Annotated in this window: 27 protein-coding genes; 18 read left to right on the top strand and 9 right to left on the bottom strand. The window is 69.0% G+C overall.

Features of this window, described 5'->3' with window-relative positions; genetic code table 11:
- Positions 1 to 25 precede the first annotated feature (25 nt).
- Genes HNQ70_RS07660 through HNQ70_RS07645 form a run of 4 tightly spaced genes read right to left on the bottom strand, consistent with a single transcriptional unit; the run spans position 26 to position 2,434 of the window.
- Positions 26 to 496: a hypothetical protein gene (locus tag HNQ70_RS07660; RefSeq protein WP_183965985.1), complete on the bottom strand. Its 471-nt coding sequence runs from the start codon at positions 494 to 496 to the stop codon at positions 26 to 28.
- A complete protein-coding gene (locus tag HNQ70_RS19930) occupies positions 493 to 1,311 on the bottom strand; it encodes a hypothetical protein (RefSeq protein WP_221302713.1) in 819 nt (272 codons plus the stop codon). Before HNQ70_RS19930 ends, HNQ70_RS07660 begins: the two co-directional genes overlap by 4 nt.
- Positions 1,311 to 2,219: a DNA cytosine methyltransferase gene (locus HNQ70_RS07650; RefSeq protein ID WP_183965983.1), complete on the bottom strand. Its 909-nt coding sequence runs from the start codon at positions 2,217 to 2,219 to the stop codon at positions 1,311 to 1,313. Before HNQ70_RS07650 ends, HNQ70_RS19930 begins: the two co-directional genes overlap by 1 nt.
- A 2-nt stretch (positions 2,220 to 2,221) precedes the next feature.
- A complete protein-coding gene (locus HNQ70_RS07645) occupies positions 2,222 to 2,434 on the bottom strand; it encodes a hypothetical protein (RefSeq protein WP_183965981.1) in 213 nt (70 codons plus the stop codon).
- Between the two features lie 94 nt (positions 2,435 to 2,528).
- On the opposite strand from HNQ70_RS07645, the gene HNQ70_RS07640 reads away from it, so the two are divergent.
- From HNQ70_RS07640 to HNQ70_RS07580, 14 genes are all read left to right on the top strand, one after another.
- Positions 2,529 to 3,176 carry a LexA family protein gene (locus tag HNQ70_RS07640; RefSeq protein ID WP_183965979.1) on the top strand — a complete coding sequence of 216 codons (648 nt, stop codon included), beginning with the start codon at positions 2,529 to 2,531 and terminating at the stop codon, positions 3,174 to 3,176.
- A gap of 49 nt (positions 3,177 to 3,225) precedes the next feature.
- On the top strand, positions 3,226 to 4,188 hold the full coding sequence (locus HNQ70_RS07635; protein ID WP_183965977.1) for a XamI family restriction endonuclease: 963 nt from the start codon (positions 3,226 to 3,228) through the stop codon (positions 4,186 to 4,188).
- Between the two features lies 1 nt (position 4,189).
- Complete coding sequence (locus HNQ70_RS07630) at positions 4,190 to 5,776, top strand: SAM-dependent DNA methyltransferase (protein WP_183965975.1); 1,587 nt, start codon at positions 4,190 to 4,192, stop codon at positions 5,774 to 5,776.
- Positions 5,777 to 6,226: 450 nt separating this feature from the next.
- Positions 6,227 to 6,547, top strand: coding sequence for a hypothetical protein (locus HNQ70_RS07625; RefSeq protein WP_183965973.1), 321 nt, complete (start codon positions 6,227 to 6,229; stop codon positions 6,545 to 6,547).
- On the top strand, positions 6,544 to 6,672 hold the full coding sequence (locus tag HNQ70_RS20390; RefSeq protein WP_281381535.1) for a hypothetical protein: 129 nt from the start codon (positions 6,544 to 6,546) through the stop codon (positions 6,670 to 6,672). The genes HNQ70_RS07625 and HNQ70_RS20390 overlap by 4 nt, the downstream gene beginning before the upstream one ends.
- The gene (locus tag HNQ70_RS07620; protein ID WP_183965971.1) at positions 6,669 to 6,869 is read left to right on the top strand and encodes a hypothetical protein; all 201 of its coding nucleotides are present in this window, start codon (positions 6,669 to 6,671) and stop codon (positions 6,867 to 6,869) included. The genes HNQ70_RS20390 and HNQ70_RS07620 overlap by 4 nt, the downstream gene beginning before the upstream one ends.
- Positions 6,866 to 7,561: an ERF family protein gene (locus tag HNQ70_RS07615; protein WP_183965969.1), complete on the top strand. Its 696-nt coding sequence runs from the start codon at positions 6,866 to 6,868 to the stop codon at positions 7,559 to 7,561. Before HNQ70_RS07620 ends, HNQ70_RS07615 begins: the two co-directional genes overlap by 4 nt.
- Positions 7,561 to 8,142 carry a PD-(D/E)XK nuclease family protein gene (locus HNQ70_RS07610; RefSeq protein ID WP_183965967.1) on the top strand — a complete coding sequence of 194 codons (582 nt, stop codon included), beginning with the start codon at positions 7,561 to 7,563 and terminating at the stop codon, positions 8,140 to 8,142. Before HNQ70_RS07615 ends, HNQ70_RS07610 begins: the two co-directional genes overlap by 1 nt.
- Before the next feature lie 8 nt (positions 8,143 to 8,150).
- A complete protein-coding gene (locus tag HNQ70_RS07605; RefSeq protein ID WP_183965965.1) occupies positions 8,151 to 8,936 on the top strand; it encodes a hypothetical protein in 786 nt (261 codons plus the stop codon).
- Between the two features lie 10 nt (positions 8,937 to 8,946).
- Positions 8,947 to 9,498, top strand: coding sequence for a single-stranded DNA-binding protein (gene ssb, locus HNQ70_RS07600; protein WP_183965963.1), 552 nt, complete (start codon positions 8,947 to 8,949; stop codon positions 9,496 to 9,498).
- Positions 9,461 to 9,808: a hypothetical protein gene (locus HNQ70_RS07595; RefSeq protein WP_183965961.1), complete on the top strand. Its 348-nt coding sequence runs from the start codon at positions 9,461 to 9,463 to the stop codon at positions 9,806 to 9,808. Before ssb ends, HNQ70_RS07595 begins: the two co-directional genes overlap by 38 nt.
- Positions 9,809 to 9,842: 34 nt before the next feature.
- Complete coding sequence (locus HNQ70_RS07590) at positions 9,843 to 10,670, top strand: DUF2303 family protein (protein ID WP_183965959.1); 828 nt, start codon at positions 9,843 to 9,845, stop codon at positions 10,668 to 10,670.
- Positions 10,671 to 10,678: 8 nt separating this feature from the next.
- Positions 10,679 to 10,780, top strand: a complete 102-nt coding sequence (locus HNQ70_RS07585; RefSeq protein ID WP_183965957.1) for a DUF3789 domain-containing protein — start codon at positions 10,679 to 10,681, stop codon at positions 10,778 to 10,780.
- A gap of 3 nt (positions 10,781 to 10,783) precedes the next feature.
- On the top strand, positions 10,784 to 11,050 hold the full coding sequence (locus HNQ70_RS07580; RefSeq protein WP_183965955.1) for a helix-turn-helix domain-containing protein: 267 nt from the start codon (positions 10,784 to 10,786) through the stop codon (positions 11,048 to 11,050).
- Here the strand turns inward: HNQ70_RS07580 and HNQ70_RS07575 are convergent.
- Positions 11,010 to 12,218, bottom strand: coding sequence for a tyrosine-type recombinase/integrase (locus HNQ70_RS07575; RefSeq protein WP_183965953.1), 1,209 nt, complete (start codon positions 12,216 to 12,218; stop codon positions 11,010 to 11,012). The two genes, HNQ70_RS07580 and HNQ70_RS07575, sit on opposite strands and share 41 nt — an antisense overlap.
- Positions 12,219 to 12,587: 369 nt before the next feature.
- On the opposite strand from HNQ70_RS07575, the gene ada reads away from it, so the two are divergent.
- The gene (gene ada / locus HNQ70_RS07570) at positions 12,588 to 13,805 is read left to right on the top strand and encodes a bifunctional DNA-binding transcriptional regulator/O6-methylguanine-DNA methyltransferase Ada (protein WP_183965951.1); all 1,218 of its coding nucleotides are present in this window, start codon (positions 12,588 to 12,590) and stop codon (positions 13,803 to 13,805) included.
- On the opposite strand, the gene gcvT is transcribed toward ada, so the two are convergent.
- From gcvT to cadR, 4 genes are read right to left on the bottom strand one after another with little or no spacing between them, the layout of a single operon-like run.
- Entirely contained in the window at positions 13,793 to 14,920 is a 1,128-nt protein-coding gene (gene gcvT, locus HNQ70_RS07565) for a glycine cleavage system aminomethyltransferase GcvT (RefSeq protein ID WP_183965949.1), read from the bottom strand. The genes ada and gcvT overlap by 13 nt on opposite strands.
- Positions 14,917 to 17,865 (bottom strand): aminomethyl-transferring glycine dehydrogenase, encoded by a 2,949-nt coding sequence (gene gcvP, locus HNQ70_RS07560; protein ID WP_183965947.1) that lies wholly within the window; start codon positions 17,863 to 17,865, stop codon positions 14,917 to 14,919. The genes gcvT and gcvP overlap by 4 nt, the downstream gene beginning before the upstream one ends.
- Before the next feature lie 10 nt (positions 17,866 to 17,875).
- A complete protein-coding gene (gene gcvH, locus HNQ70_RS07555; protein ID WP_246434836.1) occupies positions 17,876 to 18,262 on the bottom strand; it encodes a glycine cleavage system protein GcvH in 387 nt (128 codons plus the stop codon).
- A 28-nt stretch (positions 18,263 to 18,290) separates the two neighbouring features.
- A complete protein-coding gene (gene cadR / locus HNQ70_RS07550) occupies positions 18,291 to 18,725 on the bottom strand; it encodes a Cd(II)/Pb(II)-responsive transcriptional regulator (RefSeq protein ID WP_183965943.1) in 435 nt (144 codons plus the stop codon).
- 199 nt (positions 18,726 to 18,924) lie between these two features.
- On the opposite strand from cadR, the gene HNQ70_RS07545 reads away from it, so the two are divergent.
- From HNQ70_RS07545 to HNQ70_RS07535, 3 genes are all read left to right on the top strand, one after another.
- Positions 18,925 to 21,189, top strand: a complete 2,265-nt coding sequence (locus tag HNQ70_RS07545) for a heavy metal translocating P-type ATPase (RefSeq protein WP_246434867.1) — start codon at positions 18,925 to 18,927, stop codon at positions 21,187 to 21,189.
- 9 nt (positions 21,190 to 21,198) lie between these two features.
- Complete coding sequence (locus HNQ70_RS07540; RefSeq protein ID WP_183965941.1) at positions 21,199 to 21,939, top strand: HAD family hydrolase; 741 nt, start codon at positions 21,199 to 21,201, stop codon at positions 21,937 to 21,939.
- A 69-nt stretch (positions 21,940 to 22,008) separates the two neighbouring features.
- Positions 22,009 to 23,685, top strand: coding sequence for an AMP-binding protein (locus HNQ70_RS07535; protein WP_183965939.1), 1,677 nt, complete (start codon positions 22,009 to 22,011; stop codon positions 23,683 to 23,685).

Below are 23,685 nucleotides of genomic sequence, written 5' to 3'. Positions count from 1 at the left end.
CTCGATTGGATGCAGGCGGGGCATGTCAAACGGCCTCCGGCACCAGGTGCGAACGCAGCGCCTCGCGGGCAAAGCGCACGGTCGTCGGGCTCAACTTCTCGCCGGCGTCATGCCGCGCCACGATCCGCCGCGCCCACGCCTTGTGGTCGATGCCGGACGGCGCCTGGCGCTTCACCCCCGGTACATGCCCCAGCTTGGCCAGCTCTGCCTTGACCCGCTCAGGGTCCGCCTTGGGCATCGGCAGCATGGGGACATCCGGCGCGGGCGCCAGGCGGCACAGAGCCTTGAACTCGATCACGTTCGGGCATTTGGGCGGCAGGTTCTCCAGCGCCCAGGCAATGCGGTGCAAGCTGTTGGCGAATGTGGCCAGCTCATGCGCCCACGCGGTCTTCACGTCAGCCATGGGCACATCGGCCCACTGGCGCGTCCACCCGGCGCCGTAGGTGGCGGCCAGGCGCTCGAACAGGCGGTCAATGGCTTTGATGGACAGGCTCATGCGATCCTCTGCATGTCAACGTCGATGAAGTCGCCGGCCTCGACAGGCTGGACGGCCTCGGGCCACTTGCGGCCGGTCATTTCCTCCCACCGGGCGCGGCGCGCCAGCTCGTCCTGCTGGGCGTAGCTCATGGGCTGGCGGCTGGCCACCTGGCGCTCTGCCGGCTTCAGCCAGTCGGCCTGCAGGCCTTGCGACCCCCGCATGCACCACACCTGCAGGAAGGCGTCCAGCGGCATGCCGGCCTTGTCGGCCTCGGCCATGGCCTGCTGGATCACGGTCTCGGTGACTGGGGCCTTCTTGGCCTTGCGCAGTGCCAGCCAGTCGGCCCAGGTCTGCTCGGCAACGTCGGCAGGTCGGGCGAGCTGGGGGGGCGCGCTGCGCTTGCGCGGCGGCTCTACCTCTGAACGTAGTGAAGAGGTATCTCTTCTCTTCTCTTCTCTGGACCGCAATTTGTCCGCATCCGATGCGGACAGTTTTCGGGCTTCCCGCTTGCGCTCTGTCTCCATCGCGCGGCGCTTGGCAGACTGGCCGTTGTGCTCGTCAAAGCGTGGCGTGCATAGGTAATCGCCGCCGTCTTCGAGCCACCCGACCGCCACCATCGCTGCGCCGAAGCCAGGAAACCCGATCAGCTCATCCAGCGCATCAAGCGTGTATCCGTCCAGGTGTCCATCGGTTGAGTGGACATCGAACAGACACCAGACCGCATGAAGTCCGCCAATCACGCGCAACCTGTCCGCACGCAATGCGGACGCGATGCGGACAACCTTCGGACTTGTGGCCAAGTCCACGCGCATCTTGATCCAGTCGCCAGCCATTACGCCGCCACCTTCAGGGCGTTGATGACATCGCGCGCCACCGGCGGCACCACAGCGTTGCCGAGCATGTGCATGGCGTCCTTCGCGCGGTGCGGCAGCTGGTAGTCGTCAGGGAAGCCCATCGCGCGCCGACATTCCTGCACGTTGAGCATGCGCATGCGGTCGCCGTCGATCACTGCCCATCGGTCGCGCGTGGTGATGGTGCCGACCGGGCGCTCAAGGCTGCGGCCGCCCCGCTCGTTGCCGTAATAGGCCGTCAGGAACCGCGGACCACACACGCGCCGGCCCTCGGCGATGCGCGCCAGCGTGGCGGCTGATCGCCCCGGTCGTTCAATCGGCGACCACTTGCCGCCCTCGAAGTCGATCAGCGTGCCGGCGCCCACGTGGCTCAGCCTGGGCAGCTTCAGCGCAATCGGATGCCTTGACCGGGTGCCGACAATGAACAGGCGGCGCCTGTGCTGCGCTACACCGTGATCGGCTGCGTCCAGCACCATCGGCGTCATTGCGTAGCCCAGGGCGGTCATGGCGGCGCACCACGCCGGGTACAGCTCCCACTTTGCGAACTCGGGCACGTTCTCGACCAGGAAGAACGCCGGGCGGTGGTGTTCGGCGGCTGACACAACCGCCCACGCGGTCGAGCGCTGTGCGTCGTGGTGCGGGCGCTCCTTGCCACGGGCTCGGCTGTGCCCCTGGCAAGCCGGTGACGCCATCAGCAGGTCGTGCGCGGGGACCTGTGTCCAGTCGGCTTGCTGCAGGTCTTGGCAGATGTGCAGCGTGTCGGGGTGGTTGTTGGCATGAACCTCGACAGCGGCCGGCCAGTGGTTGGCGGCCCAGACGACATTCGCGCCAGCCATGCGCGCGCCGGTACTGAATCCGCCGGCGCCGGCGAAAAGGTCGATCGCGTCCATGATCAGACGCTTTCTGCCACCGGCTTGCTCCCCAGAAAGATGTCGGGGTGAGCAACCTTGACTGCTGCTGGAATGCCGCGGACTGTCCAGTTCTGAATGCGCTGGACGCTGCCTGGTTTGCTGTAGCCCAGCGTTTTGGCCAGCTTGGACGGGCCGCCCAGGCGGCGAATCAGCTTTCGATCTTCTTCAATCTGGGGTGTGTGGGGTGTGCTCATGGGCACGAATTACACACGGTGTTTACAAAGATGTCAACACTCTGTATAACAACAGAATGTTTACTTCAACGAGAATGCGGTCATGCACCCGCAAATGGAACGGCTGTACCACGCGGCCAAAGAACTCAAGAAGATCCAGGGACAGGCCGCACTCGCGCGGGCGCTGAACACTTCCTCGCAGACCGTGCACAACTGGGAAACCAGGGGCGTGTCCAAGCAGGGGCTGTTGCTAGCTCAGCGAACCATCGGCTGCTCTGCATCCTGGCTTGACACCGGGAAAGGACCCATGGCCCTTGCCGACGGGGCGAACGTGGCCCCGGCAGAGCTTGGCACCAGCCGCGTCCCGCTCATCAGCTACGTGCAGGCCGGGATCTGGACCGAGGCCTCAGACCCCTACGTGGTCGGCGACGCCGACGACTGGCTGATGACCGACCTGGATTTGTCCAGCAGCGCCTTCGCGCTGGAGATCAAGGGCGACTCGATGCTGCCCGAGTTCAAGCCGGGCGATCGCGTCATCATCGACCCGACCATCGCCCCCCAGCCCGGCGACTTTGTGGTGGCCAAGAACGGCGAGGAAGAGGCCACCTTCAAAAAGTACCGGCCGCGCGGGGTGAACGATCGCGGCGACATGGTGTTCGAGCTGATCCCGCTGAATGAGGACTACCCTTCGATGCGGTCAGACGTGACGCCCATCAGGATCGTGGGCACCATGGTCGAACACCGGAAATACCGACGCAGGTAACGCGCCGCCACACAAAGAAAGGCCGGACCCGGCCGCAGGAAGGAGAACAATGCCCGTCAATCTCGACAAGCCTCAGCTCTGGAAGGCTGACATCGCCCAGTCCGTGGACATGTACAACGACTGGTTCATGAAGTTCGCACCCAAGGCCTTTCGGGAAACCAGGGTGCAGACGACCAAAGATGTCGAAGCCGCGCTGAAGGCCACCGGCAACCTGACGAACATCAAGCCGGCCCTGCTGCGAGAGCACCCCGAGATTTTGCCGACGCTGCGCATGTCCACCTGCCCGCCGATCGCGGTGGACCGGCTGATAGGGCTGGCCGGCGTGTCCGCCACTCTCGTCAAGAGCATGGAGCAGGACAAAAGATTGCCGGTCCGCATGTCGGCCTGCGAAGCCGACACGCACCTGGTCAAGATTGGCGAGATCATCGAGAAAATGGCCGACCCCGACATCTTCGTCTGGATCGGCCGCCAGCAGCCGGCCAACCAGGCCGAGATCCACCGCGCGGCCACCATCGTCGCCGACCGGCTCTGTGGCGCCGTGGCCAATCCGATCATTCGCAACGCCCAGGAAAAGCGCCAGCTCGCGGCAATCAAGGCCTGGCTTGAAGCCCGGGGCTACACGCAGCAACCGGGTGGCGATGGGGTGAAGTTCGACGCGATGAAGCCCGGCACCTTCAGCTTCCGCATGAACGTCCCGGTGAAGCTCGAAGGTGGCGTGCAGGAGGTCAACATCCCGGTCGATGCGGTCATCAAGCCCAAGAAGGCCAAGGCCGGCGAGCTGCCCATCTTCTTCGAGGCCAAATCGGCCGGCGACTTCACCAACACCAACAAGCGCAGGAAGGAAGAGGCCGTGAAAATGGCCCAACTTCGCAGCAACTACGGGGCGAATGTCCGCTTCAACCTGTTCCTCTGCGGCTACTTCGACAGCGGCTATCTCGGTTACGAGGCCGCCGAGGGCATTGACTGGGTTTGGGAACACCGGATCGACGACTTCACCCACTTCGGGATCTGAAATGACCGCCAACGCCGACAGGCTCGAAGAAGACCGGCTTGCCCTGCAGGCCGAGCTGGACGGCCTGAAGACCCAGCCGGAAAGAAACCGGCTCGGGCAGTTCGCCACCCCCACCCTGCTCGCCCGCGACATCCTGGCCTATGGCCTGTCCCTGCTGCCGAAGCATGAGCCCGTCCGCTTCATGGACCCGGCCATCGGCACCGGCTCGTTCTATTCGGCGCTGCTGGCCTGCGCCAACGGCCACAAGGTCGCCGCCGCCCGGGGGTTCGAGATCGACCCGCACTACGGCGAGCCCGCGCGCAAGCTCTGGGAAGGCACGCCGCTGCAGATCACCATGGGCGACTTTACCCGGCAAGACCCGCCGGCCCAGGACGCGGAAAAGCCCAACCTGCTGATCTGCAACCCCCCGTATGTCCGCCACCACCACCTGGCGGGCGAGGACAAGCTGCGGCTGCAGGCGCTCGGGCAAGAGAGGGCGCACATCCGCCTCAGCGGCCTGGCCGGGCTGTACTGCCACTTCATGGCCCTGTCGCACACCTGGATGGCCCCCAACGGCGTCGCCGGCTGGCTCATCCCCAGCGAGTTCATGGATGTCAACTACGGCCGCAAGCTCAAGCAGTACCTGTTGCGCGAGGTGACGCTGCTGCACATCCACCGCTTCGACCCGAACGATGTCCAGTTCAACGACGCCCTGGTGTCGTCCGCCGTCGTGTGGTTCCGCCAGGGCAAGCCGGCGCCCGACCACCAGGTGATGTTCAGCTACGGCGGCACGCTGCAGGCACCCACCACCGTGAAGCACGTCGGCCTGCAGGACCTGGAGAAAACCGAGAAATGGACCCGCTTCCCCCGGTCAGAGGTTGAGGTCGACCACGAGGGCTACCGCCTGGGCGACCTGTTCGCCATCAAGCGCGGCCTGGCCACCGGCGACAACGGCTTTTTCATCATCGACGAGGCCAAGGCCAAGGAGCTGCAGCTGCCTCCGCAGTTCCTGCAACCCGTTCTGCCCAGCACCCGCCACGTCAAGGCGGAAGAGATCAAGGGCGATGCCCAAGGCGTCCCGCTGCTGGACAAGCGCCTGTTCCTGATCAACTGCAACCTCCCAGAAGAGGTCGTGCAGCGCGACTACCCGGCGCTCTGGTCCTACCTGAAGACCGGCATCGAGCACGTCGCACCGCGCTACCTGTGCCGGTCAAGAAAGGTCTGGTACGGCCAGGAAGACCGCCCCGCCGCGCCGATCGTCTGCACCTACCTGGGCCGCAGCGACCACGCCGGGCGGCCGTTCCGGTTCATCCTCAACGAGTCCAAGGCCACCGCCACCAACGTCTTCCTGATGCTGTACCCGAAGCCCCGGCTGGCCGAGCGCCTGGCGGGCCACCCGGAAATGCTGCGCGCCGTCTGGCGTGCGCTCAACGCGATCAAGGCCGAGTCGCTGCTGGGCAGCGGCCGGGTCTATGGCGGGGGCCTGCACAAGCTGGAACCGAAGGAGCTGGCCAGCGTGCCGGCCGACGACATTGCCGAAATCGCCGGCCTGCGCAAGAAGGACCAGGACGCCCAGCTCGCGCTGCTGGAGGAAGCGCTGGCGACCTGACGGCGCCAGCATGTCCCGTGCGTCAGGATTGCGGCCACAATCGGGGGAAGTAAAAACAACCGGAGGCCGTTACATGCACCTCGCTCTATGGCTCGCCTGCCTTGGGGCTCTGATCGTCCTACTGAACGCCAAGATCAATCTTGACGCCCCCTGGAAAGAGTATGCCGCGCTCCTGGTGCTGGCCGTCTTGGTGGTTGGCCTATTGCTGACGTTCCCAGTGCTTCACTGGGGAGAGTCGTCAGACGAGAACTGCCGATGGGAACACGACAAGGCTGGGCCGCACCTAGTCTGCGAGTAGCCCACCGCCCGCCCATCCAACCCGCTTCGGCGGGTTTTTTTTCGCCTGACGATTTGGTGTTTACCCTGGGCTCAACAAAAACTAAACGTCGCGTTTGACATTTGTGTAAACATGCTGTGTAATCACCCCATCAACAACCAACGGGGTGAGACATGAACCAAGACATCCGCGTCGGCCCGGGCGATGCCGCCACCTGGGGCCCAGTCACCAGCAAGCAGGACCCGCGCTACGTGGGCCTGAGCGCCACCTTGACGTGGCTCATGACCATCGGCCTGGAAGGGGCCCGCGTCACCGTCACCGCCGACGTGTGCGACGACGAGCTGGCCAAGGTCGAATCCGTCATCTACGAAGGCCTGAACATCCTGCCGGCCCTGGACGTGCCCGCGCTGGACGACATCGCCAGCCACTACGAGCGCCACAGCCACGACATCCGGCGCCAGGCCGAGCTGGCAGCACAGGAGGCCGCGCTGTGAATCCCTACCTGCTCGAAGAGCTGTACGAGCGCCTGGGGCGCCCCCGCTGGTTCTGGCCTGCCGTGGCCGTGGTCCTGGCCCTGCTGCTGGGCATCGCCGGCGGCGTGGCCCCGGAGGTCGCATGAGCTGCGCCGGCCACTGCAAGCACGCCAAGTGCCCCACCCCCTACACCTGCGGCCTCTACGAGCTGGACAACCCGCAGCCCATCCAGTTCACCGGGCGCGAGCCCGATGAGCGCCTGCCGGCCGTCGGCTGGTTCTTCGTTGGCCTGGCCGTTGGCTGCGCCCTCAGTTTCGCCATCTTGTCGCTGTACACCCAATGAGCAACACCCCCCACCAAGCCGGCGCCATGCCCGCGCTGTACGCCGCACTGGCCAAGGCCCAAGGCGCATTCCAGGCCATCGTGAAGAACCGCGATGTTGAGATCACGATGAAGTCGGGCGGCCGGTACCGGTTCCGCTACGCCGACCTGGAAGAAATCCTGAGCAAGACCCGCCCCGCCCTGGCGGCCAATGGCCTGGCGCTCATCCAGCGCGTGGAGAGCAACCAAGGCGGCCCGCTGCTGGTGTGCTGCCTGGTGCACGCCGACGGCGGCATGCTGACCAGCGAAGTGGCCATGCCCAGCGCCCGCGACCTAGGCGACCCCAAGAGCTTCGGCGCCGCGATCACCTACCTGCGCCGCTACCTGGTCACCGCCATGCTGGGCGTGGCCGCCGACGACGACCTGGACGAGGACGGCCAGGAAATGGGCGAGCCCGCAGCGCGCACCGCCAGCAAGCCGCCTGTGGCGAAGCCCCAGCGCCGCGCACCTGCCGACGCGCCGGCCGCCCCCGCGCCGACCGCCGCCGCCGGCGACAGCGCGCCCGCCACCCAGGGCGAGATCGCCTACATCAGCAAGAAGATCGAGGCGAAGGGCTGGACCAAGGCCGAGGCCTACCAGGCGGCCGGGCTCGCGTTTGACGAAGCCCTGCAGATGACCAAGGCGGACTTCGTTGCACTGAAGGCGGTGCTGTGATGCTGACCTTCGATGAGCAGACGCATACCTACTACCTCAACGGCCAGAAGGTGCCCGGCGTCACCAGCGTGCTGTCCCCGCTGACCGACTTCAGCCGCGTGCCGCCGCATGTTCTGCAGGCCGCTTCGGACTTCGGCAAGGCAGTGCACCGCGCCTGCGAGCTGCACGACCTTGGCGAGCTAGATCACAACACCCTCGACCCGGCGCTGTGGTCATACCTAGACGCATGGATCGCGTTCAGCGCCGACCATTCGGTTGAGTGGGAGCAGATCGAGCAGCCCGCCTACAACGCAACGATGCGCTACGCCGGCACACCCGACCGCTTCGGCAAGGTCAACGGCCGCCCCACCGTGGTGGACATCAAGAGCACCGCCCAGCTGTACCCGGCCGTGGGCCCGCAGCTGGCCGCCTACGCCAATGCACTCCAGCAGCCGTATGCCGATCGCCTGGCCGTGCAGCTCAAGGGCGACGGCACCTACGTGGCCAAGCCCTACACCGACCCGGCCGACTGGCCGCTGTTCTGTTCCCTGCTGACGCTGCGCAACTGGTGCGCGCGGCACTCCATCACCCCCAAGTTCTAAGGAGCCCCATGAAAACCACCGACACCGTGACCTACGACGCCAGCGCCGCGATCGTGCTGGCCAACAAGGCCCAGGCCGCCCTGGCCGGCGCCAGCGACTTCGTGATCGACAGCCCGACCATGTTCGAGCTGGCCAGCGACGACCTCAAGCAGGTGAAGGCCCTCCAGAAAGAGGTCGAAGAGAAGCGCACCAGCATCACCGGCCCGCTCAACCAGGCGGTGAAGGCGGTGAACGATCTGTTCCGCCCCCCCAAGGACTACCTGGACCGGGCCGAGGTCACCCTGAAGCGCGCCATAGTGGGCTGGACCACCGAGCAGGAACGCATCGCGGCCGAGGCCCGCCGCAAGGCTGAAGCCGAAGCCCGCGCCGAGCGCGAGCGCCTGGCCGCCATCGAGCGCGAGCAGGCCGAGGCCGCGCGCCGTGCCCAGGAAGAGGCCCAGGCCGCTGCAGCCGCTGGCGATCAGGAAGCCGCCGCCGCTGCCATGGCCGCCGCGCAAGCCGCCGAGGAACAGGCCGCCGTGGCCGCCATGACCGCCCAGGTGGTGACCGTGGCGCCTGCCGTCGAAGCCCCGGCCAAAGTCACCGGCATCACCGGCCGCGTCACCTACAGCGCCGAGGTCACCAACCTGGAGCTGCTGGTCAAGGCCGTGGCGCAGGGCCTGGCCCCCATCGAGTGCCTGCAGGCCGACACCAAGTTCTTGGGCGCCCAGGCCCGCGCCTTCAAGAAGGCCGGCGAGCTGTTCCCCGGCGTCATGGCCGTGGCCGAGCGCAGCATCGCGGCCCGCGCCGCCTGAGAGCACGACCATGGCATCCGTCAACAAAGTGATCCTGGTCGGCAACTGCGGCCGCGACCCCGAGATCCGTTACCTGCCCAGCGGCCAGGCCGTGGCCAACGTCAGCATCGCCACCACCAGCCGGCGCAAGAACCGCAACACCGGCGAGGTGACCGAGGAAACCCAGTGGCACCGCGTCACGTTCTACGAGCGCCTGGCCGAGATCGCGGGCGATTACGTGAAGAAGGGCAAGCCGATCTACGTCGAAGGCCGGCTGAAGTACGGCAAGTACACCGACCAGTCGGGCGTGGAAAAGAACACCGTGGACATCGTGGCCACCGAGCTGCAGCTGCTGGGCGGCCGTGACGACCAAGGCGGCGGCCACGCGCCGGCGCAGCAGCAGGGCGGCTACCGCAACAGCGGCCCGCGCACCGCGCCAGCAGCCCGCCCGGATCGCCCCCCAGTGCAGGGCGGCGGGTCCACTGGCTTCGATGACATGGACGACGACTCCCGTTTTGATCCCCCTCACCAACCGAAAGGAAACCATGACCGCGACACCCGACACCACGGCAGCAGCCACTGACGTGGGCGAATTCATCACCGACCTGGACGGCGGCGTGTTCGACCGCAAGCTGTCCATCGCATTGTCCCAAGTGGCCGCCGCCACCGTGGACAACGACAAGGCCGGCGAAGTGACCGTGAAGCTGGTGTTCCAGCGCATCCCCGGCACCAGCCAGGTGCGCTGCGAGCACACCCTGAAGTACGTCAAGCCGACCATGGACGGCAAGGCCGGCGAAGAAGAAAAGCGATCCACCGTGCTGCACGTCGGCCGGTTCGGCGCGCTGTCTCTGGCCCAGCCTTCCCTCATGAACAAGCAGGGCGAAATCGTCTAAGCACCACCCGCAACACCAAGCAGAAAGCAACACCATGTTCGACAAAGAAGCTATCGAAGCCCTGCAGCACGGCGGCGGCATTTACGAAGCTGGCAACGCAGTGCGAGCCGCATTTGCGGAAACCTCCGTCGTCGCGCTGCCGGAGCACTTCACCGAGCGCGATTTGGAAAAGTACCTCCCCAGCCGTCGCCGCGCCCGTGGCGTGATGACCACCAGCGCGCTGAAGGACTTTGCCGCCTACGCCACGGCCCACGCCGAGGCCGGCGCCAGCGTCTTCGTGGACGCCGGCGAAATGTCCGCCACCGCCGTGCTGAACCTGGGCACCCCCGAGAAGCCGGGCCACACCGACAACCGCGCCAAGCTTCAGGCGCAACAGACGGCCGCATACCGAGCCCTGCTGCAGCACGCCTGTGGCCGCGGGCTGACCCAGACCGTCGCCGCCGAGTTCCTGGAGGACTGGCCCGACCTGATCGAGTGCTTCAACGAGCAGGGCCTGATCAAGCCGCCCAAGGCAATCGCCGCCATCCGCAAGCTGACCATTGAGGCCATGCGCAAGCTGGAATCCAGCGAGCAGTCGCTGAGCGCCAGCAAGAGCGCATTCGAGTCGGTGCAGGCCACCAGTGCAGACCCGATCCCGACCACCATCTACTTCAAGTGCGTGCCCTACAAGGACCTGGCCGAACGCCTGTTCGTGCTGCGCCTGGGCGTGCAGACCGGTAGCGACAAGACCTCGATCGTGCTGCGCATCGTGAAGGCCGAGCTGCACGCCGAGGAAATGGCCAATGAGCTGGCCGACCTGGTGCGCGATTCCCTCAACGGCACGATGCCCGTTCTGCTGGGCGCCTACGCCAAGACGAACTGATCGACTGCATGAGCCTGGCGATCTTCATTGCCGGCCTGATGATCGGCGCCTTCCTGGGCGTCGTCATCATGGCTCTGATGTTCATGGCCCGCGAGGCCGACAAGCCCTGAAGCATGACCGACACCATCGACTCCACCCAATGCGCCGAGCTGCTGCGCTGCACGCCCGAGCAAGTCGAAGAGCTGGCGCGCGCCGGCGAGATCCCGGGCCTGAAGCTGGGCCGCTCGTGGCTGTTCGTTCGTTTGGACCTGCTGGCCTACCTGGCCGAGAAAGCCCGCCAGGAAGCAGAGCAGCGCCGAGCGAAGCGCCAGCCCGGCATCACCCCCATCGCGCACCAGGTCAAGCCGCGGCGCCGCGTGCCCCCTCGCCTGCCGGTGTAGCCCACATGCGCGCCGCCAAGTCCACGCCACGGAAGGACGCATACCGCTGCGCCATCGTGGAGTTGGCCGCCCAACCCATGACGCGGTTCACCTCTTCCAGGCGGAACATCCAGTTGCCCGTGGCGTCCCGCATTTCCAGCCACCGGCACGTGGCCTCGTGCCGCAGGTCGTGCTCCCGCAGGCCCTTGATGCCGGCGTACTCGAACGCCAGCTTGAAGCGGAACGACAGGCGCTGGCTGACTTTCTTCATGGTGATGCCAGGCTCTTCCTCCATGAAAGGGAACAGCCACGCGCTGGGCAGCATGGTCCGCGTGGACAGGTACTTCACCAGCGCCGCGTGCACCTCGGGCCGCATCGGCACATCCCGATAGGCCACCTTCCCCCGCCATTGCTTGCTGGACTGCACCCGGATCACCTTGGCGTCCAGGTCCACCTGGCCGCGCCGCAGGGTGTAGGCCTCTTTCAGTCGCATGCCGGTGTTCACGATCACCAGGAACATCGTCAGCAGGGCATTGCCCCCCAGCAGCTGCAGGCCCCGGGGCTTGCCCGGCATCTGCCCGCCCGACAGCACGAACACGATCTTGTCCTCTTCGCCCGGCAGCAGGCGCCGGTCGCGCGACACGTCCGCCTTGGGCGCCTTCCCCGCCGCCTCCACCAGCGTCTTGTCGCGCTCGTTGTAGCCGCTGTACCCCTTGGGCAGCAGCCGGGTCGGGTTCTGCATCACCACCTCGGGGTGGTGGCGCATCCACTCGTCAATGCACCGGCCCAGCGCTTGGATGCGGTGCCGGATCGAGCCCGGCGACAGGTTCTTTTCCACCTTCAGGCGCTGCAGGTAGGTGGTCAGCCAGGCGTAGGTGGCGTCCTGCAGCTTCACGGCGCCCACCTCCATCACCAGCGAGCCCAGGGCCGACTGCTGCGTGGGGGCCGCGTGCCCACTGTTCGCCCAGGCCCGCACCACCTGCGCCAGCGTGGCGTCGGTCTGCGCCTTGGGCTTGAGCAATTCGGCCGGCGGGTCAATGCCGGCCAGCTTCATCAGGCGCCACTGTTCGGCGTAGGCGTTGGCCTCGGCCTCGGTGTCGAAGGTGAAATACTTGCGCCCCCCGGGCAGGGATGGGTGCCGCAGCCCAATCTCCCATTTGCCGGACGGCTTCTGTCGTGCCAATGCCATGCTTGCCTCGTTCTCAATCAGACGGATATTCGATCCATCCGACGGTGGATCAGCCGCCATTTTGTGGCGGCTTGAGGCGATTATCAAGGCATTTTCACCGGACACGAAACCGGGAAAGCACTCTAAGCCGTTGATTTATTTAATTTCCGGGGAATTGCCCGTTCTTCTATTGACGGTTACAAGGTGGAGCTCATCGAGCGCAAGGCGGCCTGAGCGCGCCGCTCCGGTCCAAGGGCGCCGACCGCCGGCCCGCTGTCCGGGCAACGCAGCGCGCGTTGCATCCGAATTCCAGCGCAAGCATCGGAGTGCGCAGCCGGCCGATCGATTCCAGACTCCGTCCTGTCGAAGTTTTTCGCAGCGAGGGATCCGATGAACGCACCTGAACGCAGCGCACCCGCCTCGTCCGCGTCGTCCGCGTCGTCCGCGTCGTCCGCCTCGTCCGCGTCGTCCGCGTCGTCCGGCCGGCCAGCTCGGGCTCGCGAGCCGTCCGGTGCAGTGGACGCCGCTGGCGATCCTCGCTGGGCCGCGGTACTCGCGCGCGACCCGGCGGCGCAGGGCGGCGTTTTCGTCTACGCGGTCAGGACCACCGGGGTCTATTGCCGGCCCGGCAGCGCCTCCCGCCTGCCGCGGCCCGAGAATGTCGAATTCTTCGAAAGCCCCGAGGCTGCCGAAGCGGCGGGCTATCGCCCCAGCCGCCGAGGCAGCGCCGATCGGAACGCCGTCGCGGCACGGCATGCCGAACTTGTGGCCCGGGCCTGCCGGCGGATCGAGGCCGCCGAGGCGCCGCCGGCGCTGGCCGGGCTTGCGGCCGAAGCGGGCATGAGCCCGCACCATTTCCACCGGGTGTTCCGCGCGCTCGCCGGGCTGACTCCGCATGAGTATGCGGCGGCGACCCGCGCGCAGCGGGTGCGCGAGCGGCTGTCCGGCGCTGCGGCATCGATCACCGATGCCATCTACGACGCCGGTTTCGGCTCGAACGGCCGCTTCTACGAGGCCAGCGACCGGATGCTGGGGATGCGTCCCAGCGACTACCGCGCCGGCGGCGCCAACGCAGTGATCCGCTTCGCGGTGGGCGAGTGCTCGCTGGGCGCCATCCTGGTCGCCCGCAGCGAGCGCGGCGTCTGCGCGATCCTGCTGGGCGACGACCCCCAGGCGCTGCTCGAGGATCTCCAGGACCGCTTCCCGCGCGCCGAACTGGTCGGCGCCGACGCGGCCTTCGAGCGCGAGGTCGCCGCCGTGGTCGGCTTCGTCGAAGCGCCTCGGCTCGGATTCGGGCTCCCGCTGGACGTCCGCGGCACCGCCTTCCAGCAGCGCGTCTGGCAGGCGCTGCAGCAGATCCCGCCGGGGCAGACCGAGACCTATGCCGGGCTGGCGCGGCGCCTGGGGCGGCCGGCCGCCGTGCGTGCAGTGGCGCAGGCCTGCGCCGCCAACCCCCTGGCGGTGGCGATCCCCTGTCATCGCGTGGTGCGCAGCGATGGCGGTCTCGCCGGCTACCGGTGGGGCATCGAGCGCAAGCGGGAACTGCTCGAGCGCGAGCGGCGCGACGCCGTGCAGACGGCGGCGCAGGCCGCCGCTCAGCGCTTGTAGCGTTTCGGGACGAAGGGCAGCGGTGTGAGGTGCACCGTCGGGCGCCGGTCGCGCACCACTGCATGGAAGGCGCCATCGGCCGAGGCGCGCAGCGCCCCGGCGTCCATCCAGGCCAGCATCACCGGCCGGCCGAGCGTCGGCGAGACCGTGCCGCTGCTGACCTCGCCGACCTCGCGCCCATGCTCGTCGACGATCTGTGTGCGCGCGCGCACCGGCACCGGCTCGTAGGACACCAGCCCGACCAGCCTGCGCCGCACGCCCTCGGCGAACTGGCGCAGCACCCGGTCGGCGCCGGGGAAGCCGCCCGCCTTCGGCGCGCCTGCGCGTCGCGTGCGTGCGATCGCGAAGGGCAGGCCGGCCTCGACCGGAGTGCTCGACGCGGTGATGTCGGCGCCGTGCAGCGGCAGCCCGGCCTCCAGCCGCAGCGTGTCGCGAGCGCCAAGGCCGGCCGGCGCAACGTCGGGGTCCGCCAGCAGGCGGCGGGCCACCGCTTCGGCAGCCGGAGCTGGCACCGAGATCTCGAAGCCGTCCTCGCCGGTGTAGCCGGAGCGCGTGACGAAGCAGTGAGCGCCGGCAAGTTCGAGCTCGGCGCTCTCCATGAACAGCAGCGGCGCCGCGCGTGGATCCAGCCGTGCGAGCACCGCCTCGGCGGCCGGCCCCTGCAGCGCCAGCAGCGCCGCGTCGATCCACTCGAAGACGAGCCCCGGGCAGCGCGCGGCGAGCAGCGCCAGGTCCCGTTCCCTGTTCCCGGCGTTCGCCACGATGCGAACCTCGCGGTCCAGGTGCACCAGCATCAGGTCGTCCTCGATGCCGCCGTCCTCGTTGAGCAGACAGGTGTAGCGCTGCAGCCCCGCGGGCCAGTCGTCGAAGTCCACCGGCAGCGCCGCTTCCAGCTCCCGGTGCAGGGTCGACGGCCGTCCGTCGCGGAGCTGCGCGCGCAGCTGGCCCATGTGGGAGACGTCGAACAGGCCCGCGCGCTCGCGGGTGTGCAGATGCTCGGTCCTGAGTCCGGTCGCGTACTGGATCGGCATGTCGAAGCCGGCGAACCCGCCCATCCTGGCACCAAGCTCCCGGTGCAGGGCGTCGAGGGGAACGCGCCTGAGGTCCTGGTTCATGCGCCGCCCTCCTCGTAGTCGGCGACCGGCGGGCAGGTGCACACCAGGCTGCGGTCGCCGGCGGCGTTGTCCACGCGTGCAACGCTGGGCCAGAACTTCGCTTCCCGCACCCAGGGCAGCGGGAAGGCCGCCTCCTCGCGCGAATAGCCGTGCGGCCAGTCGGCAGCGATCGATGCCGCGGTGTGCGGGGCGTTGCGCAGGGGGTTGTCGATGCGGTCCAGCGTGCCGCAACGCACCCGTTCGATTTCGCCGTGGATCGCGATCATCGCGTCGCAGAAGCGGTCGAGCTCGGCCTTCGATTCCGATTCGGTGGGCTCGATCATCAGCGTGTCCGGCACCGGGAAGGAGAGGGTCGGCGCGTGGAAGCCATAGTCCATCAGGCGCTTGGCGACGTCCTCGGCGCTGATTCCGCACTCGGGTTTCAGGCGCCTCAGGTCGAGGATGCATTCGTGCGCCACCAGGCCTCCCTGTCCCGCGTAGAGGACCGGGAAGTGGTCGCGCAGCCGCCGCGCGACGTAGTTCGCGTTCAGGATGGCGAACTCGCTGGCCTTGCGGATGCCGTCGGCGCCCATCATGCGGATGTACATCCAGGCGATCGTGCAGATGAGCGCGCTGCCGAAGGGCGCCGCGGACACCGCGCCCGGCGCCTGCGCCCCGGAGCGCCCGGCGGCAATCGCGGCGCCGGCGGCGAAGGGGTCGGAGGGCAGGTGGGGCGCGAGGTGGGCCGCGACCGCGATCGGGCCCATGCCGGGGCCGCCGCCGCCGTGCGGGATGCAGAAGGTCTTGTGCAGGTTCAGATGGCAGACGTCGGCGCCGATCGCCCCGGGCCGGGCCAGGCCGGCCAGCGCGTTGAGGTTGGCGCCGTCCATGTAGACCTGTCCGCCGGCTTCGTGCACCGCCGCGCAGGCCTCGTGGATGCCGGGCTCGAAGACGCCGTGGGTCGACGGATAGGTGACCATCAGCGCGGCCAGCCGGTCGCGGTGCTGATCGATCTTCGCGCCGAGGTCGCCGGCGTCGATGTTGCCGGCCGCATCGCAGGCGACCACCTCGATGCGCAGGCCCATCATCTGCGCCGAGGCCGGGTTGGTGCCGTGCGCCGACGACGGGATCAGGCAGACGTCGCGATGGCCCTGCCCACGCGCGTGCTGCCAGCTGCGGATGGCGAGCAGGCCGGCGTACTCGCCCTGCGCGCCGGAATTGGGCTGGAATGAGACCGCCGCGAAGCCGGTGATCTCGGCGAGCCAGCCGCCGAGCTGGCGCAGCATCTCGCCGTAGCCCTGCGCCTGCCCCGCCGGGGCCAGCGGATGGAGATCGGCGAACTCCGGCCAGCCCACCGGCGCCATCTCGGCGGCGGCGTTGAGCTTCATCGTGCACGAGCCCAGCGGGATCATCGAGTGCACCAGCGAAAGGTCCCGGTTCTCCAGGCGCTTGAGGTAGCGCACGAAGGCGGTCTCGCTGCGGTGCATCGAGAAGACCGGATGCGCGAGCACCGGCGACCGCCGTCGCAGCGCGGCCGGCACCGACTCCGGCTCGGCGACGGTGACGTCGACCGCGCGCTCGAGCGCCCTTGCATCGCTGCGGACGCCGGTGATCGCGTAGGCGAGGTCGTCGACGTCGACGATGCCCACGGTCTCGTCCAGGCTCATGCCCAGGCGCCCGCCGTCCAGCCTGCGCAGGTTGATGCGCAGTGCCTGCGCGCGTGCCAGCGCCGCCTGCTCGGCCGTGCCGCCGGGGCCGTAGTCGAAGACCAGGGTGTCGAAGTACTGCCGGTGCGCAAGCGTCGGCGCGCGCGTTCCGGCCTGCGCCACCAGCCGCACCAGCAGCCGGGCCATCGCGTTCACCCGCAGCGCGATCCGCAGCAGGCCCTCGGGGCCGTGATAGGCGGCGTAGAAAGCGGCCATGTTCGCGAGCAGCGCCTGCGCGGTGCAGATGTTGCTCGTGGCCTTCTCGCGCCGGATGTGCTGCTCGCGGGTCTGCAGCGCCATCCGCAGCGCGGTGTTCCCGGCGGAATCCTTGGAGACCCCGACGATGCGCCCGGGCAGCATGCGCACCAGCTCGGCGCGCGCCGACATGAAGGCCGCATGCGGGCCGCCGTAGCCCATCGGGATGCCGAAGCGCTGCGCGGAGCCGATCGCCAGGTCGGCGCCCATCTCGCCGGGCGTCCTGAGCAGCACCAGTGCCAGCGGGTCGGTGCCCACGCAGGCCAGTGCGCCGGCGGCGTGCAGCGCGGCGATGGTGGCCGAGAAGTCGTGCAGCCGGCCTTCGGTGTCCGGGGTCTGGAGGTGCGCGCCGAACACGCCGGCCGGGTCCAGGTCGCGCTGCGCGTCGCCGACGACCAGCTCCAGCCCCATCCAGTGCGCGCGGGTGGCCATCACTGCGAGCACCTGCGGATGCGTTCCGGCATCGGCGAAGTAGCGCTGCGACGCGCTCTTCGACGCCCGGCGGCAGACGGCCATCGCCTCGGCTGCGGCGGTCGCCTCGTCGAGCAACGAGGCGTTGGCCACCGGCAGGCCGGTGAGCTCCACCACCATCTGCTGGAAGTTCAGCATCGCCTCGAGCCTGCCCTGCGCCACCTCCGCCTGGTAGGGCGTGTAGGCGGTGTACCAGCCGGGGTTCTCGAACACGTTGCGGCGGATGGGCTCCGGCGTGAGGGTGCCGTGATGGCCGGTGCCGAGGTAGGAGCGCCAGACCTCGTTGCGGCGGGCCAGCGCGCGCAGCTCGGCCAATGCCGAAGCCTCGGTCGCGGGCGGCGGCAGCGCGAGCGGCCCGTCGAGCAGGATTGCCGACGGCACCGTTGCGCGGATCAGCTCCGCGCGCGAGCCGAAGCCGAGCAGCGCGAGCATCGCCGCCTCCTGGGCGCGGCCCGGGCCGAGATGGCGGGCGTGGAACTCGTCGCTGCCGAGCAGGGCGCGGATGCCGCCGGCGAGGGAGGGATCCGGGCTCATGGCGTGGGCCTCAGCTGGCGCCGGGGCCGTCGGCGTAGTCGGCCGCCGACAGCAGCGCGTCGCGCTGCGCGGGGTCGTCGAGGGTCATGCGGAACAGCCATCCATCCGCGTAGGGTGCCTCGTTGACCAGCTGCGGCGCATCGGTCAGCGCGGCGTTGACCGCCAGGATCTCGCCGCCGGCTGGCGCGTACACGTCGGAGGCGGCCTTGGTGGACTCCACCACCACGCAGGGTTCGCCGGCGACCACTCGGCGCCCCGGCTCGGGCAGCTCGACGTAGACCAGCTCACCCAGCGCCTCCTGGGCGTGGGCGGTGATGCCGACGGTGACGGTGCCGTCGCCGTTGTCTCGCAGCCATTCGTGGCTGGCCGTGTAGCGGAGGTCTGCGGGGTGTTCCAAGGACGGCTCCTCCCGTGGCTTCATTGAGCTAGGGTGCCACGGACGGCAGGGGAGATGTCAACTCGGCGCGGGCCGCCTTGTCGAGCTCGACCAGGATGCCGCAGTGCCCGGCGTCGTGCACCGCGCGGCAGCGCTCGCGCAGCGCCTTCAGCTGGCGCTCGAGCTGGCGCAGCTCGCGCACCCGCCGGGCGACGCGCTCGATCTGCTCGTCGAGCAGCGTGTTCACGTCGCCGCAGTCCTCCTCGGGGGCGTCGCGAAAGCGCAGCAGCAGGCGGATCTCGTCGAGCGACATGTCCAGGCCGCGGCAATGCCGGATGAAGGACAGGCGTTCGGCGTGGGCCTGCCCGTAGACGCGGTAGTTGCCGTCGGTGCGGGCAGCGGGCGGCAGCAGCCCTTCGCGTTCGTAGAAGCGGATGGTTTCGGCGCGGGTGGCGGTGGCGCCGGCGAGTTCGCCGATCTTCATGGTGGGGAGGTCGCACCGGAGGGCGCGGCGATGGCGGTCGAGGAACTTCGATCGTAATCCGTCCGTCATCGAACAGGACGCTTGACCCTGAACCCGCTACAGGGTTTCCAATGGCGGTGGACAGGAGATCGAGATGGGCAAGGTCGAGGCGGACAGGGTCGAGACGGACCGGTTGAACCAGGCAGGCGCGGTGCCGGCGATGCGGCTGTTCAGCATTCCGTTGATGGACTGCGCGGCGGAGGAGAGCGAGATCCGCGCCGCGCTCGACTCGGTGCCGGGCGTGCGTGCGCTCAGCTTCCGGCTTGCGGCGCGCACGCTGGGCATCGACGCGCCCGAGGAGGTCATCCCGCAGGCGCTGGAGGCAATCCGGCGCGCGGGCTTCGAGGCGCGGCCGGCGGCTGCCGCGGGCCCCGGCGGGCGCGCCGACGGCCGAGCGGGGGCGGACGCGGACGCGTGCGGGCACGGCTGCCACGGCCATGCACACGGCTCCGCGCACGATTCCGCGCACGATTCCGCGCACGATCCCGCGCACGATCCCGCGCACGATTCCGCGCATGGCCGCGGCGCGCCGGCCTTTCCGCGCCGGCCGTTGTTCGCGTTGCTGCTGGCGCTGTCCGCCGAACTGCTGGCCTTCCTTGCGCCAGCGATCCTGCCCTTCCAGCTCGCAGGAATGTCGATCGCGGCAGTCGCGATCTGGCTCGCGGGCTTCGGCACCTATCGCAAGGGCATCGTTGCACTGTCGCGCGGCCGGCTGAACATCAATGCGCTGATGACGGTGGCGGTCAGCGGCGCCTTCATGATCGGCGAATGGCCCGAGGCGGCGATGGTGATGTCGCTGTATGCGATCGCGGAACTGATCGAGGCCCGCGCGGTCGACCGGGCGAGGAACGCGATCGGCCGGCTGCTGGACCTCGCACCCGAGACCGCGGAGGTGCGGCGCGAGGACGGCAGCTGGCAGAGGGCTGGCGTTGCGACGGTTGCGCTGGGCGCGGTGGTGCGGGTGCGGCCCGGGGAGCGCGTGCCGCTCGACGGCACGGTCACCGCCGGCGAGAGCGCGGTCGACCAGGCGCCGGTGACCGGGGAGAGCATCCCGGTCGACAAGGCGACCGGCGATCAGGTGTTCGCCGGCACCATCAACCAGACCGGGAGCTTCGAGTTCCGGGTGGACGCGGTCGCCGACGGCACCGTGCTCGCCAGGATCGTCCACGCGGTCGAGCAGGCGCAGGGGTCGCGCGCGCCCACCCAGCAGTTCGTCGATCGCTTCGCGTCCGTCTACACCCCGGCGGTCTTCGGGCTCGCGCTGGCGGTCGCGGTGCTCGGACCCTGGCTGGGCGGCTGGGGCGTCGCCGAGTCGCTGTACCGGGCGCTGGTGTTGCTGGTGATCGCCTGCCCCTGTGCGCTGGTGATCGCGACGCCGGTGACGGTGGTGAGCGGCCTTGCCGCGGCCGCCCGGCACGGCATCCTGGTCAAGGGCGGCGCCCACCTCGAGAGCGCGGGCGCGCTGCGCACGATCGCTTTCGACAAGACCGGGACGATCACCGAGGGCCGGCCCGCGCTCGTGGCCACCGATATCCTCCCCAGCGCGCAGGACGAGGCGCGGGTGCGGCGCTGGGCGGCGAGCCTGGCCGGCCATTCCGACCACCCTGTGTCAGCCGCGATCGCCCGGGGGCTCGGCGAGGGCGCAATCCCCGAGGCGTTCAGGGCGCTGCCGGGGCGCGGAGTGGAGGGCAGGGTCGACGGCGAGGCGCTGGTGCTCGGCAATCATCGGCTGGTGGAGGAGCGCGGCCTGTGCTCGCCCGCGCTGGAGACGCGCCTGGCCGCTCACGAAGCGCAGGGGCGAACCGTGACCCTGCTGGCCACGCCGCACGAGGTGCTGGCGCTGTTCGCGGTGGCCGACGCCATCCGGCCAGGCGCCCGTGAGGCGCTGGCCGAACTCCATGCGCTGGGCGTGCGCACCGCGATGCTCAGCGGCGACAACGCGGCCACCGTGGCCGAGATCGCCCGCCAGGCCGGCATCGACGATGCGCGCGGCAGCCTGCTTCCCGAGGACAAGCTGGCCGCCATCGAGGATCTGCAGCGCAGCCACGGCCCGGTGGCGATGGTGGGCGACGGGATCAACGACGCGCCCGCGCTGGCCCGCGCGGATCTCGGCATCGCGATGGGCGCTGCCGGCACCGACATTGCGATGGAGGCGGCGGACGTGGTCATCATGAACGACGACCTGCGCCGGGTGCCGGACGCGATCCGGCTTTCGCGCAGCACCCGGGCGGTGCTGCGCCAGAACATCGGGATCGCGCTGGCGATCAAGGCGGTGTTCCTCGGGCTGGCCGCGGCGGGGACGGCAACCATGTGGATGGCCGTGTTCGCCGACATGGGCGCGAGCCTGCTGGTGGTCTTCAACGGACTGCGCCTGCTGAAGGCCAACGGAATGCGGCACGCCGGGCGCGCGGTCTCGCCGGACTAGAATCGGGCGATGCGAACCGACCGACCCCTGCTGGCCATCACGCTCGACCTCGACGACACGCTCTGGCCGGTGAAGCCCGCGCTGATCCACGCGGAGCGGACGCTGTCCGCCTGGCTCGCCGAGCGCGCGCCCGCGACCGCCGCCTGGTTGACCCCCGACAACCGCCGGCTGGTGCGCGAAGCGCTGCTGGCCGGGCACCCGGAGCGGGCGCACGACGTGAGCTTCATGCGCCGCGAGTCGCTGCGCCGCGCGCTGGCGGCCGCAGGCGACGACCAGGCGCTGGCCGGACCGGCTTTCGAGGTGTTCCTCGAAGCCCGGCAATGCGTCACTCTCTACGAGGACGTCGAACCGGTGCTCGCGGCCTGGGCGCGGCGCTATCGGCTGGTGGCGGTGAGCAACGGCAATGCCGACGTCGGGCGGATCGGGCTCGGCAGCTACTTCGCGGCCAGCGTCAGCGCCCACGAGCTCGGCTTCGGCAAGCCCGACCCCCGCATCTACCTCGAGGCCTGCCGCCGTGCCGGGGCGCAGCCCGCCGAGGTGCTGCACGTCGGCGACGACCTGCATCTGGACGTCCACGCTGCGCGCGACGCGGGCCTGCGGGCCGCATGGGTGCGCCGGCCGGACCTGCCTCGGCCGGCCGCACAGACCGCGCGAGGGCAAGAGGCGCCGGGGCAAGAGGCGCCGGACGCGTTCGACAGCCTGGAGGCGCTGGACGCCTTCCTCCATCCTGGCAGCGCATCCCCCCGCTGACGGCCCGGCGTGCGCCCGGCATGCCACCCGGTTCATACTTGTCAATGCCACACGCAGATGGAGGGCCGCATGGATCGCATCTGGCTGAAGCAGTACCCGCAGGGCATCCCCGCCGACATCGACATCGATGACTACGCGTCGCTGAAGCATGTGCTGGAGGACAGCTGTCGCCGCTTCGCCGACCTGCCTGCCTACGGCAACATGGGCGTGTCGCTCAGCTACCGCAATCTCGACCGGGCCACCCGGGCGTTCGGCGCCTACCTGCAGAAGGTGCTGAAGCTGGAGCGGGGCGAGCGCGTGGCGATCATGATGCCCAACCTGCTGCAGTACCCGGTGGCGCTGTTCGGCACGCTGCGGGCAGGCTTCACCGTGGTCAACGTGAATCCGCAGTACACGGCGCGCGAGCTCGAACACCAGCTCAACGATTCCGGGGCCTCGGTCATCGTCGTGCTCGAGAATTTCGCCGGCACCCTGCAGGAGGTGCTGCCGCGCACGAAGGTGCGCACCGTGATCACCACCCAGGTGGGCGACCTGTTCCCGGCGTTCAAGCGCGGGCTGGTCAACTTCGTGGTCAAGCACGTGAAGAAGATGGTGCCGCCCTGGAGCATTCCCGGCAGCACGCCCTTCCTCGCCGCGATGCGCGCCGGACGGGCCCTGTCGCTCGACTACGTGCCGCTCGGCCACGAGGACGTGGCGTTCCTGCAGTACACCGGCGGCACCACCGGGGTGGCCAAGGGGGCGGTGCTGACCCACGGCAACATGGTGGCCAACGTGCTGCAGGTGGCAGCCTGGATGGCCCGCGACCTGAAGGACGGCGAGGAGACGGTGGTGATTCCGCTGCCGCTGTATCACGTCTACGCGCTGACCACGAACCTCGTGTTCATGAAGCTGGGCGCGCACTGCCTGCTGATCACCAACCCGCGCGACATGCCGGCCTTCCTGGAGACGCTGAGGAAGAATCCGTTCACCGCCATCATCGGCGTCAACACGCTGTACGGCGCGCTGATCGACGCGCCTGGCTTCGCGCAGGTCGACGTCAGCAGACTGAAGCTGATCTCGGCCGGCGGCATGGCGGTGCAGCGGGTGGTCGCGCACAAGTGGAAGCAGGCCACCGGCCTGGCGATCATCGAAGGCTACGGGCTCACCGAGACCTCGCCGGTGGCGCTGGCCAACCCGCTCGGCATCGAGGAATGGACGGGCACGATCGGCCTGCCCTTGCCTTCCACCGAAGCGAAGATCATGGACGAGCAGGGCAACGACCTGCCGCAAGGGCAGGTCGAGGAGATCTGCATCCGCGGCCCGCAGGTGATGCGCGGCTACTGGAACCGGCCCGACGAGACGGCGAAGGTGTTGGCCGCGGACGGCTGGCTGCGCACCGGCGACATGGGCTTCATGGACGAGCGCGGCTGGTTCCGGATCACCGACCGCAAGAAGGACATGATCGTGGTGTCGGGCTTCAAGGTGTTCCCGAACGAGGTCGAGGACGTGGTGGCGATGCACCCGGGCGTGCTCGAGGTGGCGTCGATCGGCGCCCACGACGACCGCTCCGGCGAGGTGGTGAAGATCGTCGTCGTCAGGAAGGACCCGTCGCTCACCGAGCAGGACCTGATCGATCACTGCAAGCTGCACCTCACCGGCTACAAGGTGCCCAAGCTGGTGGAGTTCCGCACCGAGCCGCTGCCCAAGACCAACGTCGGCAAGATCCTGCGCCGCGAACTGCGCGCTCCGGCTCCGGTTTCCTCCTGA

It is taken from the genome of Quisquiliibacterium transsilvanicum, from assembly GCF_014202215.1.
In the GTDB taxonomy this organism is placed as follows: domain Bacteria; phylum Pseudomonadota; class Gammaproteobacteria; order Burkholderiales; family Burkholderiaceae_E; genus Quisquiliibacterium; species Quisquiliibacterium transsilvanicum.
The sequence above is the reverse complement of the archived record's forward strand: the minus strand, read 5'-3'. Positions and strand labels throughout refer to the sequence as shown.

Excerpts from the sequence above, each read along its gene's own strand:
- ssb (WP_183965963.1), top strand. The coding sequence starts at position 8,947 with ATGGCATCCGTCAACAAAGTGATCCTGGTCGGCAACTGCGGCCGCGAC.
- gcvP (WP_183965947.1), bottom strand. The coding sequence starts at position 17,865 with ATGAGCCCGGATCCCTCCCTCGCCGGCGGCATCCGCGCCCTGCTCGGC.
- ada (WP_183965951.1), top strand. The coding sequence starts at position 12,588 with ATGAACGCACCTGAACGCAGCGCACCCGCCTCGTCCGCGTCGTCCGCG.
- HNQ70_RS07650 (WP_183965983.1), bottom strand. The coding sequence starts at position 2,219 with ATGGACGCGATCGACCTTTTCGCCGGCGCCGGCGGATTCAGTACCGGC.
- HNQ70_RS07590 (WP_183965959.1), top strand. The coding sequence starts at position 9,843 with ATGTTCGACAAAGAAGCTATCGAAGCCCTGCAGCACGGCGGCGGCATT.
- gcvT (WP_183965949.1), bottom strand. The coding sequence starts at position 14,920 with ATGAACCAGGACCTCAGGCGCGTTCCCCTCGACGCCCTGCACCGGGAG.
- HNQ70_RS07615 (WP_183965969.1), top strand. The coding sequence starts at position 6,866 with ATGAGCAACACCCCCCACCAAGCCGGCGCCATGCCCGCGCTGTACGCC.
- cadR (WP_183965943.1), bottom strand. The coding sequence starts at position 18,725 with ATGAAGATCGGCGAACTCGCCGGCGCCACCGCCACCCGCGCCGAAACC.
- HNQ70_RS07635 (WP_183965977.1), top strand. The coding sequence starts at position 3,226 with ATGCCCGTCAATCTCGACAAGCCTCAGCTCTGGAAGGCTGACATCGCC.
- HNQ70_RS07660 (WP_183965985.1), bottom strand. The coding sequence starts at position 496 with ATGAGCCTGTCCATCAAAGCCATTGACCGCCTGTTCGAGCGCCTGGCC.
- HNQ70_RS07605 (WP_183965965.1), top strand. The coding sequence starts at position 8,151 with ATGAAAACCACCGACACCGTGACCTACGACGCCAGCGCCGCGATCGTG.
- HNQ70_RS07540 (WP_183965941.1), top strand. The coding sequence starts at position 21,199 with ATGCGAACCGACCGACCCCTGCTGGCCATCACGCTCGACCTCGACGAC.
- HNQ70_RS07610 (WP_183965967.1), top strand. The coding sequence starts at position 7,561 with ATGCTGACCTTCGATGAGCAGACGCATACCTACTACCTCAACGGCCAG.
- HNQ70_RS07575 (WP_183965953.1), bottom strand. The coding sequence starts at position 12,218 with ATGGCATTGGCACGACAGAAGCCGTCCGGCAAATGGGAGATTGGGCTG.
- HNQ70_RS07585 (WP_183965957.1), top strand. The coding sequence starts at position 10,679 with ATGAGCCTGGCGATCTTCATTGCCGGCCTGATGATCGGCGCCTTCCTG.
- HNQ70_RS07535 (WP_183965939.1), top strand. The coding sequence starts at position 22,009 with ATGGATCGCATCTGGCTGAAGCAGTACCCGCAGGGCATCCCCGCCGAC.
- HNQ70_RS07580 (WP_183965955.1), top strand. The coding sequence starts at position 10,784 with ATGACCGACACCATCGACTCCACCCAATGCGCCGAGCTGCTGCGCTGC.
- HNQ70_RS07630 (WP_183965975.1), top strand. The coding sequence starts at position 4,190 with ATGACCGCCAACGCCGACAGGCTCGAAGAAGACCGGCTTGCCCTGCAG.
- HNQ70_RS07640 (WP_183965979.1), top strand. The coding sequence starts at position 2,529 with ATGGAACGGCTGTACCACGCGGCCAAAGAACTCAAGAAGATCCAGGGA.
- HNQ70_RS19930 (WP_221302713.1), bottom strand. The coding sequence starts at position 1,311 with ATGGCTGGCGACTGGATCAAGATGCGCGTGGACTTGGCCACAAGTCCG.
- HNQ70_RS07545 (WP_246434867.1), top strand. The coding sequence starts at position 18,925 with ATGCGGCTGTTCAGCATTCCGTTGATGGACTGCGCGGCGGAGGAGAGC.
- HNQ70_RS07620 (WP_183965971.1), top strand. The coding sequence starts at position 6,669 with ATGAGCTGCGCCGGCCACTGCAAGCACGCCAAGTGCCCCACCCCCTAC.
- HNQ70_RS07625 (WP_183965973.1), top strand. The coding sequence starts at position 6,227 with ATGAACCAAGACATCCGCGTCGGCCCGGGCGATGCCGCCACCTGGGGC.
- HNQ70_RS07645 (WP_183965981.1), bottom strand. The coding sequence starts at position 2,434 with ATGAGCACACCCCACACACCCCAGATTGAAGAAGATCGAAAGCTGATT.
- HNQ70_RS07595 (WP_183965961.1), top strand. The coding sequence starts at position 9,461 with ATGACCGCGACACCCGACACCACGGCAGCAGCCACTGACGTGGGCGAA.